At 65.6% G+C, this 17,717-nt stretch carries 22 protein-coding genes; 17 read left to right on the top strand and 5 right to left on the bottom strand.

All coding sequences use genetic code 11. From position 1 onward, the window contains the following. Positions 1-42: 42 nt before the first annotated feature. From FS845_RS10015 to FS845_RS10025, 3 genes are all read right to left on the bottom strand, one after another. The gene (locus tag FS845_RS10015; protein WP_144633776.1) at positions 43-1,035 is read right to left on the bottom strand and encodes a Bug family tripartite tricarboxylate transporter substrate binding protein; all 993 of its coding nucleotides are present in this window, start codon (positions 1,033-1,035) and stop codon (positions 43-45) included. An 85-nt stretch (positions 1,036-1,120) separates the two neighbouring features. Next, positions 1,121-1,660 (bottom strand): hypothetical protein, encoded by a 540-nt coding sequence (locus FS845_RS10020; protein WP_144633779.1) that lies wholly within the window; start codon positions 1,658-1,660, stop codon positions 1,121-1,123. Continuing rightward, positions 1,653-2,975, bottom strand: a complete 1,323-nt coding sequence (locus FS845_RS10025; RefSeq protein ID WP_144633782.1) for a 3-isopropylmalate dehydratase large subunit — start codon at positions 2,973-2,975, stop codon at positions 1,653-1,655. Before FS845_RS10025 ends, FS845_RS10020 begins: the two co-directional genes overlap by 8 nt. A 143-nt stretch (positions 2,976-3,118) precedes the next feature. Between FS845_RS10025 and FS845_RS10030 the strand changes: the two genes are divergently transcribed. The 17 genes from FS845_RS10030 to FS845_RS10110 all read left to right on the top strand — a co-directional run bounded on the left by FS845_RS10030 (position 3,119) and on the right by FS845_RS10110 (position 16,473). Further along, a complete protein-coding gene (locus tag FS845_RS10030) occupies positions 3,119-4,051 on the top strand; it encodes a LysR family transcriptional regulator (protein WP_186332224.1) in 933 nt (310 codons plus the stop codon). Positions 4,052-4,202: 151 nt separating this feature from the next. Next, entirely contained in the window at positions 4,203-5,186 is a 984-nt protein-coding gene (locus tag FS845_RS10035) for an alpha/beta hydrolase (protein WP_144633788.1), read from the top strand. 1 nt (position 5,187) lies between these two features. Next, entirely contained in the window at positions 5,188-6,075 is an 888-nt protein-coding gene (locus FS845_RS10040) for a fumarylacetoacetate hydrolase family protein (protein ID WP_144633791.1), read from the top strand. Between the two features lie 26 nt (positions 6,076-6,101). Then, positions 6,102-7,301, top strand: coding sequence for a hypothetical protein (locus FS845_RS10045; protein WP_144633794.1), 1,200 nt, complete (start codon positions 6,102-6,104; stop codon positions 7,299-7,301). A gap of 80 nt (positions 7,302-7,381) precedes the next feature. Further along, positions 7,382-8,536: a hypothetical protein gene (locus FS845_RS10050; RefSeq protein ID WP_144633797.1), complete on the top strand. Its 1,155-nt coding sequence runs from the start codon at positions 7,382-7,384 to the stop codon at positions 8,534-8,536. A 444-nt stretch (positions 8,537-8,980) separates the two neighbouring features. Continuing rightward, positions 8,981-9,280, top strand: a complete 300-nt coding sequence (locus tag FS845_RS10055; protein WP_144633800.1) for a RebB family R body protein — start codon at positions 8,981-8,983, stop codon at positions 9,278-9,280. A 31-nt stretch (positions 9,281-9,311) separates the two neighbouring features. Further along, entirely contained in the window at positions 9,312-9,581 is a 270-nt protein-coding gene (locus FS845_RS10060) for a RebB family R body protein (RefSeq protein WP_144633803.1), read from the top strand. A gap of 51 nt (positions 9,582-9,632) precedes the next feature. Continuing rightward, a complete protein-coding gene (locus tag FS845_RS10065; protein WP_144633806.1) occupies positions 9,633-9,902 on the top strand; it encodes a RebB family R body protein in 270 nt (89 codons plus the stop codon). A gap of 31 nt (positions 9,903-9,933) precedes the next feature. Continuing rightward, positions 9,934-10,203, top strand: coding sequence for a RebB family R body protein (locus FS845_RS10070; RefSeq protein WP_144633809.1), 270 nt, complete (start codon positions 9,934-9,936; stop codon positions 10,201-10,203). Positions 10,204-10,243: 40 nt separating this feature from the next. Then, positions 10,244-10,516 (top strand): RebB family R body protein, encoded by a 273-nt coding sequence (locus FS845_RS10075; protein ID WP_144633812.1) that lies wholly within the window; start codon positions 10,244-10,246, stop codon positions 10,514-10,516. 67 nt (positions 10,517-10,583) lie between these two features. Beyond that, positions 10,584-10,793 (top strand): RebB family R body protein, encoded by a 210-nt coding sequence (locus FS845_RS10080; protein ID WP_144633815.1) that lies wholly within the window; start codon positions 10,584-10,586, stop codon positions 10,791-10,793. A 26-nt stretch (positions 10,794-10,819) separates the two neighbouring features. Further along, positions 10,820-11,368 (top strand): RebB family R body protein, encoded by a 549-nt coding sequence (locus FS845_RS10085; RefSeq protein ID WP_186332225.1) that lies wholly within the window; start codon positions 10,820-10,822, stop codon positions 11,366-11,368. 96 nt (positions 11,369-11,464) lie between these two features. Continuing rightward, positions 11,465-11,797 carry a hypothetical protein gene (locus FS845_RS10090; RefSeq protein ID WP_260986229.1) on the top strand — a complete coding sequence of 111 codons (333 nt, stop codon included), beginning with the start codon at positions 11,465-11,467 and terminating at the stop codon, positions 11,795-11,797. Positions 11,798-11,819: 22 nt separating this feature from the next. Continuing rightward, on the top strand, positions 11,820-13,013 hold the full coding sequence (locus tag FS845_RS10095) for a hypothetical protein (RefSeq protein WP_260986230.1): 1,194 nt from the start codon (positions 11,820-11,822) through the stop codon (positions 13,011-13,013). A 9-nt stretch (positions 13,014-13,022) separates the two neighbouring features. Next, positions 13,023-13,409 (top strand): hypothetical protein, encoded by a 387-nt coding sequence (locus FS845_RS10100; protein WP_144633824.1) that lies wholly within the window; start codon positions 13,023-13,025, stop codon positions 13,407-13,409. Between the two features lie 506 nt (positions 13,410-13,915). After that, a complete protein-coding gene (locus FS845_RS10105; protein WP_144633827.1) occupies positions 13,916-15,652 on the top strand; it encodes a helix-turn-helix domain-containing protein in 1,737 nt (578 codons plus the stop codon). 299 nt (positions 15,653-15,951) lie between these two features. After that, positions 15,952-16,473, top strand: coding sequence for a hypothetical protein (locus FS845_RS10110; RefSeq protein ID WP_222129979.1), 522 nt, complete (start codon positions 15,952-15,954; stop codon positions 16,471-16,473). Between the two features lie 30 nt (positions 16,474-16,503). Here the strand turns inward: FS845_RS10110 and FS845_RS10115 are convergent, their stop codons facing one another. Continuing rightward, entirely contained in the window at positions 16,504-17,139 is a 636-nt protein-coding gene (locus FS845_RS10115; protein WP_144633833.1) for a hypothetical protein, read from the bottom strand. A gap of 9 nt (positions 17,140-17,148) precedes the next feature. After that, positions 17,149-17,619: a GNAT family N-acetyltransferase gene (locus FS845_RS10120; protein ID WP_144633836.1), complete on the bottom strand. Its 471-nt coding sequence runs from the start codon at positions 17,617-17,619 to the stop codon at positions 17,149-17,151. Positions 17,620-17,717: the final 98 nt, after the last annotated feature.

Below are 17,717 nucleotides of genomic sequence, written 5' to 3' on the forward strand. Positions count from 1 at the left end.
GCCTGAAGCCCGCGACTGGACGCCGCGCGCGTCGGTGTGGGATCAATCCACCGTGATCTTCATGTCGTTGGCCAGCTTGCGCGTGTCGGTGATGTACTTGCGCAGCATGGCGTCCATCTCCTCCGACGTGCTGGAGACCGGCTCTGCGCCGGCGCCGATGAAGGCCTCGCGCACGTCGGGCAGCTGCACGATGCGGGCCAGCGCCACGCTGAGCTTCTCGCGATAGGCCTTGGGCATCTTCGACGAGGCCACGAAGCCGAACCAGTCCGCGCCGTCGTAGCCGGGCGTCTTCTGCTGCGGCAGGGTCGGCGTGCCGGGAATGAACTTGCTGCCTTCCTCCGAGCTGCTGCCCAGGATCACGACGCTGCCGTTCTTTGCCAGGTTGATGACGTTGGGCGCCGGGGCGAAGGCATACGTCAGCCGGCCGCCCATCACGTCGACGATGGCCTCCGGCGTGCCGCGGTAGGGCACGTGCAGCGCCTGGAATCCCGAGACGCGGGCGAACATCGCACCGTGCAGGTGCGCGGTGCTGCCCACGCCGGCCGAGCCGAAGGTCAGCCCGTCCGGCATCGACTTGCCCAGGGCGACCAACTGGTCCACCGTCGTGATCTTCTGCGACGGCGCGACCACCAGGAAGCTGGGCGAGCGGGCGATCAGCCCGACCCCGGCGATGTCGCGCAGCGGATCGTAGGGCAGGGCATGGTCGATGGCCGAGCGCACGCCGAAGGCGCTGGGCACCATCATCACGGTATGGCCGTCGGCGCGCGCGGCCAGCAGCGTGGTGGCGCCGATGACGCCGCCCGCGCCGGGCTTGTTGTCGACGATGACCGGCACCTTCCAGTCTTCCTGCAGGTGGCGGGCCAGCACCCGCGCCAGGATGTCGGTGGTGCCGCCGGCGGTGGCGGGGATGATGATGCGCACGGTCTGGCCCGGCTGGGGATAGGCGGGCAGGTTCTCCTGCGCGGAGGCGGCGAGGGTGTAGAACGCGGCTGCGCAGGGGGCAACCAGACGGCAGAGGCGGCGAAGCATAGGCATGGAAGATCTCCGGATGGCCTTAAATCGGGGATACTGCTTCCTTGGAACGATGAACCTGCCGGGCTCGCAAAGAGCCCGGGGTGCTTCAACCCGGTGCGTCCTGCGCAGGATGGGTGCTCCACCAATTGCGCAGCCAGCCCGAGGTGCCGCCGTGGGTGACCAGCTCGTGCAAGGCGGAAGGAATCGGCGCGAACTGCGTGGTCATGCCGCGCTTTTCATTGTGGAAACGGCCGGTGGAGAAATCCACTTCCAGCTGGTCGCCGTCGTCGCACAGGTCCAGCACGCCGGGGCAGGGCTGCAGCACGCACAGGCCTTCGCCCAACGCGGCCCGGTAGGCCTGCACCGGCATCGACTCGCAGACCAGGCCCAGGCCCAGCGCCTTCATGGCGATGTAGCCGGGCACCTTGGGGCCCTTGCCGAAGCGGTGCCCGGCGACCACGATGTCGCCGGGGCGGCAGTCCTGCCCGAAGCCCGGGCGCAGGTCCTCGAACAGGTGCGGCTTGAGCACCTCGGGGTCGGTCTCCCGGGCGGTGATGAAGTGCGCCGGCAGGATGCCGTCGGCGTGCGGCACGTCATGGCCGAATTTGCGGCAGCGGCCGCGCATGACCCAGACGAAGTCAGACATAGGCGTTCTCCAGGAGGGCCAGTACTTCGGCATCCGCGCGCAGGGCGCGCGGGTCGGCGATCCGTCCGGCCACGGCCGACGCGGCAACGGTGGCGGGACTGCCCAGGAACAGGCGCGCGTCGCGCGGACCGAAGCGGCCATGGTTACTGTTGGTGGCGGTGGAAATCGAGGTCTCGCCCGAGGCCAGGGGCCCCACCACGGCGTCGTTGCAGGGGCCACAGCCCGCGGGCAGCACCATCGCGCCCGCATCCATGAAGATCTGCATCAGGCCGTCGGACATCAGGCGGCGGGTGGACCGCTCCGTGCCCGGCACGACGAACAGCCGCAGGCCCTGCGGCAGCCTGCGTCCCTTGAGGATGCTGGCGGCGACAACCAGGTCGTCATAGGCGCCCGACCCACAGGAGCCGATGAAGGCATGGTCGATGGCGGTGTCCAGCGCGGCGTCGATGTCGCCGGCAAGCGTCACGTCGCCGGGGGGCACGACCTGCGGGCCGACGTCGGCCAGGTCGATCGTGCCGACGGCCTCGTACCGGGCGTCGGCGTCCGGATAGACCGGGGTGTAGGGACGTTTCGCATGCGCGGCGCAATAGCGCAGGATCTCTTCGGACGGCGGCACGAAGACACCCGCGGCGCGCATTTCCGTGGCCGTGCTGCACAGGGCGATGCGGGCGCCCAGGCCGAACTGGTCGAGATCGCCCGCGAATTCCAGCACGCGGTAGTCCAGGTCGAAGGGAATCCTGCCGGCCTTGACTGCGCGGGCGAAGTAGAACCCCACGTCGCGGGCGTACACGCCGGGCGCCAGGCGGCCGCGCAGCTCGAGCTTCACGCTGCGGGGCACGGTGATCCAGGTGGTGCCGGTGGCCAGCACGCGGGCGATCTCGTTGCCCACGCGCATGCCGAACGCGCCCACCGCGCCGGCGTTGGTGGCGTGCGTGTCGTTGTCCAGGTAGAACATGCCCGGCAGCACCAGGCCTTCCTCCATCGGGAAGATGTGGCCATGGCCGCCCTGGCCGGCGTCGTAGAAGTTGTGGATCTTCCAGGTCTTGGCGGCCTTGCGGTTGAAGGCCCCGCGTTCGGCGGCGCGCGCGCTGCCGTACAGCACGTCGTGGTCGCTGACCACCATGGTCTTCTCGGGGGCGTGGATGCGGTCGATGCCGATGCCGTCGAGCATCTGCTTGGCCTCGCGCAGCAGGCCGTCGTGGATCATGACCATGTCCGGGTCAGGGAAAACCAGGGTATCGGCCGGCACGCCGTCGGGCTGCGCCGGGTTTCGACAGACCCGGGCCATGACCTTTTCGATTGCGGTGTAAGGCATCGTGAGTCTCGGTGGCTGGTGTGATGCCACTGTAGGCAGCCGACCTGGATAAGTAAATTATGAGTACGTGATGGAAGATTCACGTTTCTTTATGGATGCCACACGGGCAGAATACGGGAAATCCCTGGTCGGAGCCCTGCGCCATGCATCTGAATCTCCATCAACTCGACGCCTTCGTCCGCGTCGCCAGCGTGGGCCGTTTCTCGTACGCGGCCGAGCAGATGCACGTCAGCCAGGCGGGCCTGAGCATCCTGGTGCGAAAGCTGGAAGAGCGGCTGGGCGTGCAGCTGTTCGAGCGCACCTCGCGCAGCGTCACGCTGACCGCGGCCGGCAAGGCCCTGTTGCCCACGGCGCAGCGCATGCTGCAGGACGCGCAATGGATGCTGAACAGCGGCCATCAGCTGGTGGACCTGTCGCTGCGGCGCATCACGGTCGCGCTGCCCTCGGCACTGGCTGCGGCGGTACTGCCCGACGTGCTGTCGGATTTTCACGAGGCGCAGCCGGACGTGGAGGTCAGCTTCCGGGAGTGCGTGCGCGAAGAGCTGGTGCAGCGTGTCTACACCCGCGAGGTGGATTTCGGGCTGGGGTTCGAGCAGCCCGACAATTCGGAACTCGAAAGCCTGCCGCTGGGCCACGACGTGATCTCGGTGGTGCACGCGAAGGATCACCCCTTGGCCCGGCTGGCGCGGGTGCGGTGGGTCGACATCGCGCAGTACCCCCTCATCGTGATCACGCCCGGCAGCGGCACGCGCATCCTGGCCGAGGAGGCCTTCGTCGGCATCAAGGCGACCCTGCGCCCGGCCTACGAGACAAGCAACCACGTCACGTCGGTGATGCTGGCCAGCCGGGGCCTGGGCGTGGCGCTCGTCTCGTCCACCATGAGCAGCCTGGCCGCGTCGATGCGGGTCACGGTGCGCGCGCTGCAGGCGCCGCAGGTCAGCCGCCCGCTGTGCGTGCTCAAGCGCCGCGGCACGGCGTTGGCCGAGCCCGCCAAGGTGTTCATCGAAATGTTCGGCAAGGCGGTGGGCCGGCACCGGGCGGTGGCGCGGGCGCCCAAGCCGCGCCGGACGAAGTAAGGCTGCCTCGACGCAGTGCGCCGGCGATGCGACGTTGCTGTCCGGCTATAACAATCCTTTAACTGAGATTCAAGAAGCAGAATTTTACTTATCGATGCCCGGCTTCTACATTGGGTGCGGCCCATGCCATTCATCCAAAGGAGCGAGCATCATGAGCACAGCAAGACAGGCCTCCGCCAGCACGGAGGACCGCCCCGACGTCCAATGGTCGGGCGGCGAGGAGCACTGGACGACGCGCGACGGCGACGTCGAACTCTTCATGTGGCGCAAGCCGCCCAAGGCCCCGGCGCGTCAGGCGGGAACGATCCTGTTCGTGCACGGGTCATCCATGGCGTCCCAGCCCACCTTCGATCTCACCGTGCCGGGCCGGGAAGACTCCTCGGTGATGGACTGGTTCGCCGCGCAGGGCTACGACACCTGGTGCGTGGACTGCGAAGGCTATGGCCGTTCCAGCAAGCACCGCGACATCAACTTCGACATCTCGAACGGCGCCGACGACCTGGCCGCGGCGAGCGCCTACCTGATGGCGCACACCGGCGCGACCGAGCTGCTGGTGTATGGCATCTCGTCCGGCGCGCTGAAGGCGGCGCTGTTCGCGCAGCGACATCCCGAGCGCGTGGCGCGCCTGGCGCTGGATGCGTTCGTCTGGACGGGCAAGGGCAGCCCCACGCTGGAGCAACGCGCCAGGCGCCTGGACGAATGGCGCAGCATGAACCGCCGCCCCATCGACCGGGCGTTCGTGCACAGCATCTTCAACCGCGACCACCCGGGTACCGCCGAGGACCGCGCGGTCGATGCGTTCGCCGACGGGATCCTGACGCTGGATTCGTCGGTGCCGACGGGCACGTACGTGGACATGTGCGCGAACCTGCCGCTGGTCGATCCGCGCGCCATGCCCATGCCTACTATCGTGATGCGTGGCGAGTACGACGGCATCGCCAGCGAGGAAGACCTGTTCGAGTTCTTCCGGCTGCTGCCCAACAGCGACAAGCAGTTCGCGGTAATGGCCGGCATCGCCCACGCGAGCTTCCAGCAGAAGAACTACCGCACGGTCTACCACATCCTGCGTTCGTTCTTCACGCAGCCGGCGCCCGTCTACCAGCCCGGCGCGGCCTCCAACGGCAAGGGACACTGACATGCGCATCGCAACCTTCAAGCACGGCGCGCAGCGCCTGGTGGGCGTGGTCTCGGACGACCAGCGCTCGGTCCGGCCGTACCGGCTTGCCCCCGACGCGGCTCAGCGCGGGGTGCAGTCCCTGATCGAGCGTTCGCTGCAGTCCGGCGCGGCGCTGCCCCAAATCGAGGACCACGCGATCGACCTGGCGGACGTGACGCTGGAGGCGCCGCTGCCCCTGCCGCGCCGCAACCTGTGGTGCGTGGGCCGCAACTACAAGGCACATGCCAAGGAGTTGGCGGCCACGGTGTTCAAGGACTCGCCGCGCGATACCGCCGCCTGGCCCATCGTGTTCACCAAGGCGCCCGAGACGGTCATCGGGCCCTATGCGCCGGTGCAGCTGCCCGGCCCCGTCTCGGCCCAGATCGACTACGAGGCCGAACTGGCCATTGTCATCGGCAAGCCGGGCAAGAACATCGCGCGCGAGGACGCGCTGGACCACGTGTTCGGCTACACCATCGTCAACGACGTCACCGCGCGCGACGTGCAGATGCGGCACCAGCAGTGGGATCTGGGCAAGTCCTTCGACACGTTCTGCCCGATGGGTCCGTGGATCGTGACGGCGGATGCGTTCGACGGCGCCAGGACCCGCATCCGCTGCTGGGTCACGCCCGCCGGGAAGGACGCAGAGCTGCGCCAGGATGCCCGCACCGAGGACCTGATCTTCGACATCCCGACCCTGATCGCCACGTGTTCGGCGGGCATCACGCTGCAGCCCGGCGACGTGATCGCCACCGGCTCGCCGGCAGGGGTGGGCATGGGGATGAATCCGCCTCGCTATCTCGGGGTGGGGGACAGCGTGCGCATCGAAATCGATGGGTTGGGGTTCATCGAGAACAGCTTCGTGTAGACCCCAGAGGTCGAATGCGGCGTGGCATGGGTTTGGCGACCCGGCCACGCGATCTCCGACGAATCCAGCCGATTCGTCGAAACGGCGGAATTTCCGCGATTTTCAGCCGTGCCGACATCCTCGGTATCGCGATGTCCATCGATTTGTTCGAGCCAGGCTTGCCTGCCATTCATAGACTGGCGGCATCGACTGAAGCCTTGCTGCAAGGAGAGGACATGCTGACCACGAAGCAACTGAACAAAGCCGCGGCCACCATTTCGGTCGTCGCCGCGAAAGCCACCAAGTTCATACTGAAATATGGCGCCGCAAACCAGGTCGCCGATATTCGGAATGGCACGGGCGGCAAGTTCGAATCCGATGCGCGCGTCAAGCTCATCAGGGACTACGTGCAGCGTGCGATGGCTCACCACGGCAACTCGACCAGTAATAGCAGCGTCCTGGAACGGGACGCGCTCACGACCGGGATCGGCGCCATCCTTGCTGCCTATTATCGCGCCGGCAACTGCGGCGAGAACGCGGCGGTCGCGTTCTGCATGCTGGAGCGGCTGGCGGCCGTCGGCTCGCTCAGGGAATGGCTGGTCCAGAGCGGCGTGTCGATGCATTACTGGCGGCTGTCCGTGGATGCGGATCACGCGTTCTGCGTGATTCGCCTCAGGTGGGCCTCGACGGAGCCCATGGAAATCGACGGGGTCCCGAACGACAACGAGGATTACGCCGTGTATTCGGATCCGATCATCTGCGATCCGTGGGCGAAGGACAGCCACGTCATCGACACGCAGAACTTCTTCATGAACGGCGCACAGGCGAACGAGTCCCTGCCTTCCACCGAGCTCGATGCGTTGAAATCCGCGTTGTCGCAAAAATACAAGCTCGACCCCTCGCTCGGCAAAGCGCTGAATCTGATGGAACTGTCCTGGAATATCCTCTGCGCTTTCCTGTTGAGCGAGGGGAAGAACCCCTCGACCGTCTTCCAGGACAAAAAGAGCATCGCGGGGGCGCAGCGGCAACCCCGCGATGGGGATTGGGAGGTCCCCCATCCGGCCCGCGACCCGCACGCCCTGCTGACGTTCGAGGGGACCAACCTCGATCTGGAAAGCGACCCGGGACAGAAGCAATTTGCCTCCGCCATCTACAACGAACTCCTCGGTTACTACCGCGGGGTATACGGCACGCTGATCAACTACATCACGCATTCCTCTGCGTTCTATCCGCACGTTCGCAATTGATCGGCCGATACGAACCCAATGGAATCGGCATCCGTCCGGTTCACGACCACCGCGCGCTTACTTGATCGGAAGGAGGCACCATGCCCTGGATGACGGACCTGTACTACGACCCACAGCTCTCGGTTGACGACCGGGACGGGTTCTCCACTCGTGCGCTGCGCCAGATCTGCATGCCGGGCACGCACGATTCGGGTTGCTACGCGACCCACACGCTCAGCCTGAATGTACTGTCGCTGACCCAGACGAAGAATGTCCTCGGACAATTGGCGGGCGGCATCCGCTACTTCGATATCCGCCCCTGCTTCTACGGCGAGCAGATCTACACGTATCACGGCCCGCTCTATTACGGCGACAGGATCGATGGCGACGAGGGCATCCTTGCCCAGGTCAAAGCCTTCATGGACAGCCTTGCCGACACGGACAGGGAACTGGTGATCCTCAATGTGGCGCACTTTTATAAATTCGACGACGCCAGGCACGAGAAGCTGATCGCCACTATCCAGGAGACGCTTGGCAGGTATCTGGTGGATTTCAACCAGAACGGCATCGATCTGTTTAATAACCCGTACGAGACTGTGTTGACCGACCAGAGCGGAAACACCGGCTCGCGAGTGGCCATTGTCTACGACGGTGCGCTCGATGAGGATCGGCAGCCGTACATCACCGGATATCTGGCCAGGAAGGGCGTCCTCCCGCCGGGATTCTTCACGGTTTCCCCGAAATACACCCCGCAGGGCAATCCGATCTACATATTCGATATCTACAGCAACAAGAAGCGTGTCGACGACACGTTCCTGCGGGGACCCGGCATGCGCGCCGATCAATTCGCCAAGTTGACCAAGCGCGAGACGTTTCCCTACACGATGAAGCCCTGGGGCGCGGACCTGGATTCCAGGTTGTGGACCCCCGATGAGCCGAACGGGGTTGCAAGCACGTTGCACGTCCTGTCCTGGACGCTCACGCCTCAGCCGAGGGAGCCGATCACCTACGCGAAGAAATACGCCAATCCAGCGCTGATCGGTTTCCTGAGCGACCGGCAGCGGTGGAAGAATTCGTCGGGCGATGGCGGCTACTACGACGCCCTGTACAACCCGCAGATCAACATCGTCTATGTCGACGATTTCGACTCCGAGACTCATGCCAGTCCCGGGTCTCCCTGGCAGGGCATGGCCCAGCCGGTAGCCATCGCGGCGCGCATCAATGTAGGTCCGGTCGGCCCGCAAAACACTTGGTAGTGCCATTGGACGGCCGTTCCGCTGCAGCGCCGCGAATAATCGCAAGGATTCGAATTTCGCGAATCGGTGGATTTTGATTCGTCCCGAAGGGCGATTGCGCCCGAGCTGAAGCCACAGCCAAAGCCCATGCATCGCATGGCCCGCATCCCGCCCTGGAAAACCCAATCCGCGCCGACCCCGGCGCGGTTTTCATTTTCACCCCAAGAATAATTAATTTCGCGTGGAATCATCATATTGAACAGATTTGGCCGTGTATTGCCAGATTTCCACTGGATTTTGCCCCGGCTATTCGTGATTGTGTGCCACCGTATCCATTGGTTTCTTCAAGCCGGCTTGCAAACCGTTTTATAGACTTGCCATCAAGACATCGCCGGAAATCATTCGGGTCGTGTCGATCCTTCGCTTTCACCGGCGAATTCCACTGGATTATCAAAGGAGCCGTAAATGGCATTTCCCACGGCAGTGAACGACCAGATCACCGATTCGGTCACGCAGGCCAATACCAAGGTGCTGGGCGACGCGCCCGCCATGGCGATGGGCAATCTGTACCAGGCGACCGCCCAGGCCCTGGCGAACGCCGCGCACAACGCGACCAACGCGCAGCAGCAGAGCTATGTGACGTCGCAGTCCGCCACCACGATGGGCGTCTCGACGCTGTACTCGCTCGACACCGCAAGCGACGGCAGTGCCACCAGCAAGATCCTGTACCCCAAGGTGGCCGGCCTGAACCATCCCTATCCGTAAACATTCGCTCATTCGAACCAGGAGATAAGACATGGCCTTTCCGACCGCAGTCAACAGCCAGATCACCGATTCGGTGACCCAGGCGAATACCAAGGTGCTGGGCGACGCGCCCGCCATGGCGATGGGCAATCTGTTCCAGGCGACCGCGCAGGCGCTGGCGAACGCCGCGCACAACGCCACGAACGCGCAGCAGCAGAGCTACGTGACCTCGCAGGCGGCGACGACGATGGGCGTCGCGACGCTGTACTCGATCGATACCGCAACCGACGGTGTCGCCACCTCCCAGATTCTGGCCAGTTAAGCGCCGCATTGGCGTCCGTGATTCTTCCTACTTGACCGAAGGAGTTCCCACATGGCTTTCCCGACCGCTGTAAACGATCAAATCACCGACTCGATCACCCAGGCCAACACCAAGGTGCTGGGCGACGCGCCCGCCGTGGCGATGGGCAACCTGTTCCAGGCCACGGCCCAGGCGCTGGCCAATGCCGCGCACAACGCGACCAATGCCCAGCAGCAGAGCTACGTCACGTCGCAGACGGCGACCACGATGGGCGTGGCGACGCTGTATTCGATCGACACCGCCACGACCGGTGTCGCCACGACCAAGATCCTGAACGGATGACGCTGAATAAAGCGTAGAAGGAGACGCCACCATGGCCTTCCCAACCGCCGTCAACGACCAGGTCACCGATTCGGTCACGCAGTCCAACGTCCAGGTGTTGGGCGTAGCCCCGAGTCTGGCGATGGGCAATCTTTACCAGGCTACCGCCCAGGCACTGGCCAACGCCGCGCACAACGCGACGATGGCGCAGCAGCAGATGTACGTGACTGCGCAGGCGGCCACCACCATGGGCGTCTCGCTGCTGTATTCGCTGAATACCGGCAGTTCCGGCGCCGCGACCACGAAGATACTCGGCGCCTGATCCGGCCGGCCTTTTTCCTTTCTGAAACGGAGCTCTCATCATGGCTTTTCCTACCGCAGTCAACAGCCAGATCTCGGACTCGATCACGCAGGCCAATACGGAGGTCGTGGGCGCCGCCCCGGCCGTCGCGATGGGCAATCTGTTCGTCGCAACCGGGCAGGCGTTGTCGAACGCCGCGCACAACGCGACCAACAATCAGAACCAGTCGTACGTGACGCTGCAGGCCAGCACGACCCAGGGCCTGTCCACGCTGTACGGCATCGAGACCGGGACGACGGGGGTCGCGACCCGGGGCATCCTCGGGCTGGTCTGAAACGCGCCGGGTGCGGACCACGGTCCCAACCTGGCGTTGAGCCGAGCCAGCGCGTGATCCTGCCGTCATGAGCGCCGAAGTGGACGGCTTGCAGATCGCGCTGGCGCCCTCGGCGGCCATGGCGATGTGCGATCTCGCCATGGCCAACAGCCTGGCGCTGGCCATGGCGAATGCCGTGGCCAGCCAGCAGAGAGGGCAGGTGGTGTGCGAAACGGCGGTTTCGATAGTACTCGCGAAGATACTGACGGCAGCCGCCAAGCCGCCGTCTAAGTCATAGATCAACTTCATTGGATGGGATTCAACATGAGCGACTTGGTCGGTACGGTCAACAGTCAGGTCATCGATGCCAATGCCAGCATCGTCACGCTAATGACCGGGCAGGCGCCGGCGCAGGCGTTCGGCATGCTCGATGCGGTCTTGCTGGAGACGCTGGGCATCGCGATGTACAACGCGGTCAACCGGCAGCAGGGAGCTGGCATGATGAGCGCGGCGGCGGTCACGACGGCCTGCGCGAAGATGCTGGGAGTGCCGCTGGACGTCAAGGCGCCGCCGCCGCCGCCGGCCGTCGCGCCGCCTGTCGTCGAGCCGCTGCCGGGGCCGCCGCCGTCGCTGGATCCGGCCGCCGCCATCGCCGTGGCGAACGCGCAGGCGCAGGCTGCGCTGACGGCCCTGCAGGCCGAGGCGCAACTGGCCGAAGGGGCCGCGACGCAGGCTCAGCAGGACCTGAAGAACCTGTCGAGCCAGCTGCAGGGCGGCGCGTCGCAAGCGGCGGCCGGCACCCCGGGCAGCCCTGCGTCACAGCCCGGTGCCGATCCCGGCAGTCAAACGCCTACTTCCGGCGACGCCGGTTGACGAACCCGGAACCCGCGCCGGCCCCGCTGGGGTCTTCGCGCCGCAGACCGGCCGCATGTACAAGCTACGGAGGTTTCCATGAGTGGAATTACGAACGTGAATCCGCAGATCGTCGATGTGATCAACCAGGTGCAGCTCGCGACGATGAGTCCGCAGGTCGTCCTGACCAGCGGTGCCGGCAAGGCCTATCAGGCGGTCGCGCAATCGTCCGCGATCGCCATCCAGGACGCCGCCGACGCGCTGCGCAACGTCTCGACGATCGCAACCACCGCGGCGGGTGTCGCGATGGCGCAATTGCTCGTGACCGGCGATCCGAAGTACATCGCCGTCCTGCAACTGGCGCAGTCGATGACCAGCGCCGCCTCCAGCGATTTTGGCCAGATCAGCAGTACCGCGGCGGCGCTGCTCAAAGAGTTTCCCGCGGGCTGATCATTGACGACGGAGATCTTCCATGACGTTGAATATTGCTGCCAGCCAGATCCAGCAGCCTTCCAGGATCTCCGCCTCCGCGCGCTCCTGCCTGAGCCTGATCGACGGAGGATTGCAATGGCTGCAATGGGCGATCCAGTCGCCGGTGCAGCATTTCAGGCTGCCCGACGAAACACAGATGCTGTGTACCGTGCAGCAGGGGCTGCACGGCGACCCGCTTTGCCTGCTGCCGGTATCCGAACTGCTGGTCAGTCCCGCCAAGCTGATGACGATGGACAGCAACGATCTGCAGACCTTGACCAGTGTGGAAGCGCAGGGCCGTGCCCAGCAGGACCCGGTCCTGGACAACCAGCTGGCGAACGTGCTTTCCAGGCACAACCTGGTGTGCCGCGCCGATATCGCGGCATTGCTGACATGGCTCGAACAGCTGGGCGTAGGGGCCTGCCCAGTGTTCCAATGCCTCTCCATCGACGACGCCAGGGCACTGATCGAGCTGATGCGCAGCGCGCCGAGCACGCTGAGCACAGATGCGGCGGAACCGCCGAGTACGCCGCCGCAGACCCTGGCAGCCGCCGCTTTCGCCGTGGAAGAGGCGCGCACGCCGCTGGAGTTCGTCGACTACATGCGTTTCTATCTGGTGCTCGCCGCCCGCGATCTTGCGGACCAGGCGCAGGCACTGCTGCACGCGACGTTGCCGGCGTTGTTCGGCAGTCTCGAGTGCCCGCAGCTGCGTGGATTGCCGACGCCCGAGGCGGTCATGAAAGTCGTGCGCGACTGGTACGCGCAATCGCGCCAATTGGGTTTTTCGCGTCTGTCGCTGGCCGCGCTGCGCCTGGTTCAGCGCACCGACTATCCGAAGAAAGGAGAATCCGACCCCAGAACCGCGCTGTGGCGCTACACGACAGCCGCGCAGATCCTGTTGTCGTCGATTGCCGACGTCACCGCGCGCATGGGGCAGGACGGCAGTACCTGCACATACCAGATGAGTCGCGGCACGCAGAGCGCGGTGCTGTGCCTGGACAGGCACGGTGTGATCTCGCTCGATGATTTCGTGCCGGACAACACGCCGGACGGCGTGCCAGGACAGTCTTCCAGCGGTCTTGCCGGCGCCGGCCCATCCGCCGTCAATGGCGCGTCCAGCGGGCCGGCATCGTCGCTGTCGACATTGACGCGAGGCCTCGCGTTCGGGCGCCGCCTGCTCACCCCAACGAATTGAGGATTCACCATGCCAAACTATCCTTCCTCCGCGGCGGCCTCCAGGGCGTCGGTACCGCAACCCGTGCCCGCGTCGCCCGACGTGGCGGCACCCTCCGTGCCGGCGCCGGGGTCGGCTCCCGATCCGTACCCCGTCGTGGACGCGGCGGTGAAGCAGGCGCAGGCCGCCGTCGCGGGTGTGCAGCAACTGGTCGATGCGAACATCCGGCAATACGAAGCGGCGATGGCGCAGGCGATCCAGGGTACCGAGCGGCAACTGGCCGAGGCGGTGAAGATGACCGAGCAGTCGCTGCAGCAAGCGATGCAGAGTACGGCCACCGCCGTCGCCAAGGCCGCCGATACCGGACAGACTGGGGCGGCGAAGCCCCCGAATGCAGGCGGCGGCCCGGCCAGCTGAGTCGAGGCGCCGCCGCCCTGAGCGGGCGGACTCTGCGAGCCGCGTGGACATCGTGGCGCGCGCGCACTAACCCTTCCTGGCACGGGTAAGCATCGTCCAGTCAGGATGGACCTGCTCGACCCATCGCGATTGCCCGGCCGTGACGCATGGCGCCGGCGTCGTGTGCTGCATTGCCGTGCCATCGCCAAGTACCTCACCTCATGTGCCCATGAGCATCGGGCGGACCAATCGGGCGGATTCCAGAGACATCGCCCGGGGCCGGGCCCGATTCGCAATACGTTTTCGTCGTAGGTTCCGCCATGCGACAGCGGCGATGCGGACCGGACCGCGCTTGCATGCGGGCCCGACCGTCGGCCCGTTCGAGGAGCGGGCGAAATTAAAAGAACGGGACTTCCCTGCACGGAAGCCAAGCAAGGTCGACTGACCTGGTCAGTACTGTTCTTTCAACTTCGGCACGCAGCTTCGATTGCGTTGCGCAGCTATTCGACGGTGTTACGGGGCACACGATGAAAATGCAGGTTAGCGATAACGAGCCAGGGCAGGTTGTTTCCGTATCGGATATGGCAGGATTGCGAAACCGATTCCCGCAGGCGGGCGCGGAGCCCGTCTGGCAGGATTCGCTCGCGCACGGCAGTGAGATCGGCGTGTTGATTCCAGCACTGCTGCGCAACATGAAGGACTGGCTGGAGGTTCGCGACATCGTGCTGGCCATCGAGCGGGGCGATGGATGGGGACATGCGCAATCGGCGGCATGGTCGCCGCAGTACTGGTCGGCAAGCGGGGCATCGGATCCGGCGGACGCAGACCCCTGCCGTCCGCCCGAGACAGTGGAACTGCGCTTTGCCGGGCGGCGGCTCGGTACGCTGAAATTCTTCTGGTCGGCAGGGGCCGGCGCGACCTTGCCGGCCTTCGTGAGCGAACTGGTCCGGCGGCTGGGCTGGGTGGTCTTGCGGTACCTCTTCCAGTCGGCCAGTTTCGGGCCCATGTCCCGATCAACGTTATGGATCGGCGCGGGGCATGCAATCCAGCGCTTCACGGAGCGTCTCGAGGTCGCGGTACGCAGTCATTTCCCGGTGTACATCGCGGGTGAGTTCGGAACGGACCCCAGCTCGATCGCGTGGGCGATGCACGCGTTGCGTTGCGGCTTCGATGCGCCTTTTGTCGAGATCCGCGGGTCGCATCCCGAGGGAACCCCTGCCGAATGGTTTGCCCGGGCCAAAGGCGGGACGCTGTACATCAACGGCATCCAGGACATGGCGCCTGCCTTGCTGTGCGAGTTGCCGGGCTACCTGCAGTCACGGCTGGGCCAATGGGCCAGCTCCCCCCCGCGGGAAGATGCATGCCAGCTCGTATCGTCCGGCGTGCTGCGTGCGGAGCAGTTGATGTGCGCGCCGGAATTTCCGCGTGCCCTGATGGCGGAGCTGAGCCTGGTCGAACTTCACGTGCCACCGTTGCGTGCGCGTATCGATGATTTCCGTGCATTGTTTTCCCATGTGTGCCAATGCGTGGGCCAGGATATCGAGTTGCATTGCGACGATGACGTTTGGCAGTACCTGGAGCGCCACGTGTGGCCGGAGAATCAGCTCGAGCTGACTCGGCTGGTCGCGCAGCTTGCGCTGTCCGTGCAGAACCGCGCGGTTCGGTATGCGGATCTGGCACATTGCGTGCCCACGCTCGTTCCGCGGATGCCACCCGCGGCGGTCGAATCGCTGCTGAGCGCGGCCGCGCGATCGGCTCCGGCGACGCTGCGCGAGACGCCGCCGCCGAAGAATGAGCATTCCGTCGGTCCTGGCATCCCGGTTCATCCTGCCGCAGGCAGCGAATTGGTGGAAACATGCACGCCGTGCACGGCTTCGTCGTGGGCGCACTACGTCCTGCAAGGCGAGCAGTGCGCGGGAATCGAGGGCGAGATGGCTTTGCCGCGCGCGCTCGTGCGCGCGCTGCGCCATCTTTCCCAGCATTACAGCGAATCGCTGACGCAGCCTGACCTGGCCGCGGTTGCATGTACGAGCGCCTCCCATCTGGCGGCGTTGTTCCGGCAGCATCTGGGCGTCAATTTCAAGACGCTGCTTCAGCACATCAGGGTGCTGCGCGCGAGGCATTTGCTGTGCGAGGCCGGTGTGGTCCGGGTGTCCGATGTCGCGATTGGCCTGGGTTTCGCCGACCTGAGCCACTTCGAGCGTTGTTTCAAGCGGATCACCGGATACAGTCCCAGGGAGTACCGGATGCGGTTCGCGCCGTGATGCCGGGTCCCGCCGCCGGCAAGGGCTGGGCGTGCCGGCGCAATGCATCGGGCCAGGGTGCCGGTTTCAGATTTGCTTGCCAGTTGTCTTGGCTTGTCCAACGGTTCGCGCGCCGGGCCGCTACCATGCAGGGTGTCATCCGGTCAGGAGCCGTACCTATGCATCGCACGACATCCCTTGTTCGTTTTCGTCTGGCGGCGTGTATTCCCGCCGTCGCTTTGGCCGTCGCCTTGGCGGCTTGTTCTCCGTCAGAGACAGAGGGTGCCACCGGCTCCTCGGGAAAGAGCACCCAGGGCAGCGTGACGCAGCCGCCCGGCAAACCCGGAGCCGCGCAGGCTGAGGCGCCCGCGGGCGGCACGGCTCCGGCGTCGACGCCGACGCCCGCCGCCGCCAAGGTGCTCGCCCTGGAAGGCCTGGGCGACCTGCGCATCGGCCAGCCCGTGCCCAAGGGCACGTCCTGGGCCGAGCGCGGCGCGCAGACGGGCAACGAATGCCGCACGGTCAGCTCGCCCGCCTACCCCGGCGTGTATGGCATGGTGGTCGACGGCAAGGTCCAGCGCATCACGGTGGGCAAGCGCTCGGACGTGAAGCTGGCCGAGGGCATCGGCACGGGCGCCACCGAGAAGGAAGTGAAGCAGTGGTTCCCGAGCTTCCGCCAGGAGCCGCACAAGTACGAAAGCGCGCCCGCCAAATACCTGACGGCGCCCAACGCCGCCAATAGCGAATCCGCGCTGCGCTTCGAGATCGGGCAGGATGGCAAGGTGAACTTCATGCACGTGGGCAGGATGCCGGTGCTGGCTTACGTGGAAGGGTGCGCGTAGCGGCCCGCACGTGTCGGGCAAGCGTTTCGCCTACTTCTCGTAGGGATACCCGATCTCTTCCAGGTCTTCGACTAGCTGATCCTGGTCGATGGACAGGCCTGATGACGCCAGGGATGCAAGCGAAATGGGCTGGTGGTTGAAGACGCGTTCCACCAGGTCCGGATCGATTTGCACCTCGTAATACGCCTGCGCCCAGGAGCGGTAGAAGTCCGGCCCGTTGCGTAGGCATTGCAGCAGGTCCGCCTGGCCGCCATCGTCGCCCGGAACGAAATCCGCGGGCGGCGAAGCTGCCTGCCATTGCGCCTGCGATTCGTCGAACCACAGCACGAACGAGGCTTCGTCCAGGGAGAACGCCGGCTCGGCCATGAATTCGGCGAAATTCGCGGGAATCTGCGTCTTCACGCTTGCCAGGAAGGCCGCGCTGCCCTGGATGCTGCTGTCGGAAGCGCAACCCTTGATGGCGGTGCCGTAGGGCGCGTAGATCAGGAAATAGTCGTCGCCTTCCCCGTCGCGCATCGAGCTCATTTCCTGGCCTGGCGCCCAATGGGCGTTGTGGCTGAAGTAGCGCAGGTCCCATTCCCGGCACAGGATGGCGTCGAGCGCGGCCAGGGCTTTCGAGCGGGTCTTCAACACGTCCGGCGCGGGCAGCTGGATCGGCGGGTTCATCGTGGGCCCCTATGCCGTCGCAGCCGGCGGCAATCGCTTGCGCATGAATATCCGGTTGAAGCCGTCCTGCTCGGCGCGGTCGTACTCCTGCCAGCCCAGCCTGGTGTAGATCGCCACGTTCTCGTGCATCAGCACGTGGGTGTACAGGCGCAGTTCGTCGATGCCGTTCTGCCGTGCATGGGCTTCGGCGTGGTCCAGCAGCCTGCGGCCGAGGCCGCGGCCCTGGTGGGCGCTCGACACGGCGACGTTGCTGACCAGCAGCCCGTCTTCGTTCGCGCGCAACACGATGAGGCCGGCCACGCCGCCGTCCTGCACCAGCACCCAGGCGGCGCCGCGCGCGACCAGGTCGGCGTAGTCGGCGCTCATGGGAGCAGGGGGGCGGCCCATCCGGGGGATGTAGCGGCTGTAGGCGTCGTTGACCACGGACTGGATGGCCGGCAGGTCCGATGCGGTGGCGGGGCGGATGGTGGCTTCGCTCATGGCTTTCTCGTGATTCGTGATCGGGCTGTCTGGCCGATGGGACCAGGCGGCAAGACGTGCGGAAGCAGGCCGGCCCATGTTAGCAGCGCATTGTTTGG

This window comes from Bordetella genomosp. 13 (assembly GCF_007679965.1).
Taxonomy (GTDB): domain Bacteria; phylum Pseudomonadota; class Gammaproteobacteria; order Burkholderiales; family Burkholderiaceae_B; genus Bordetella.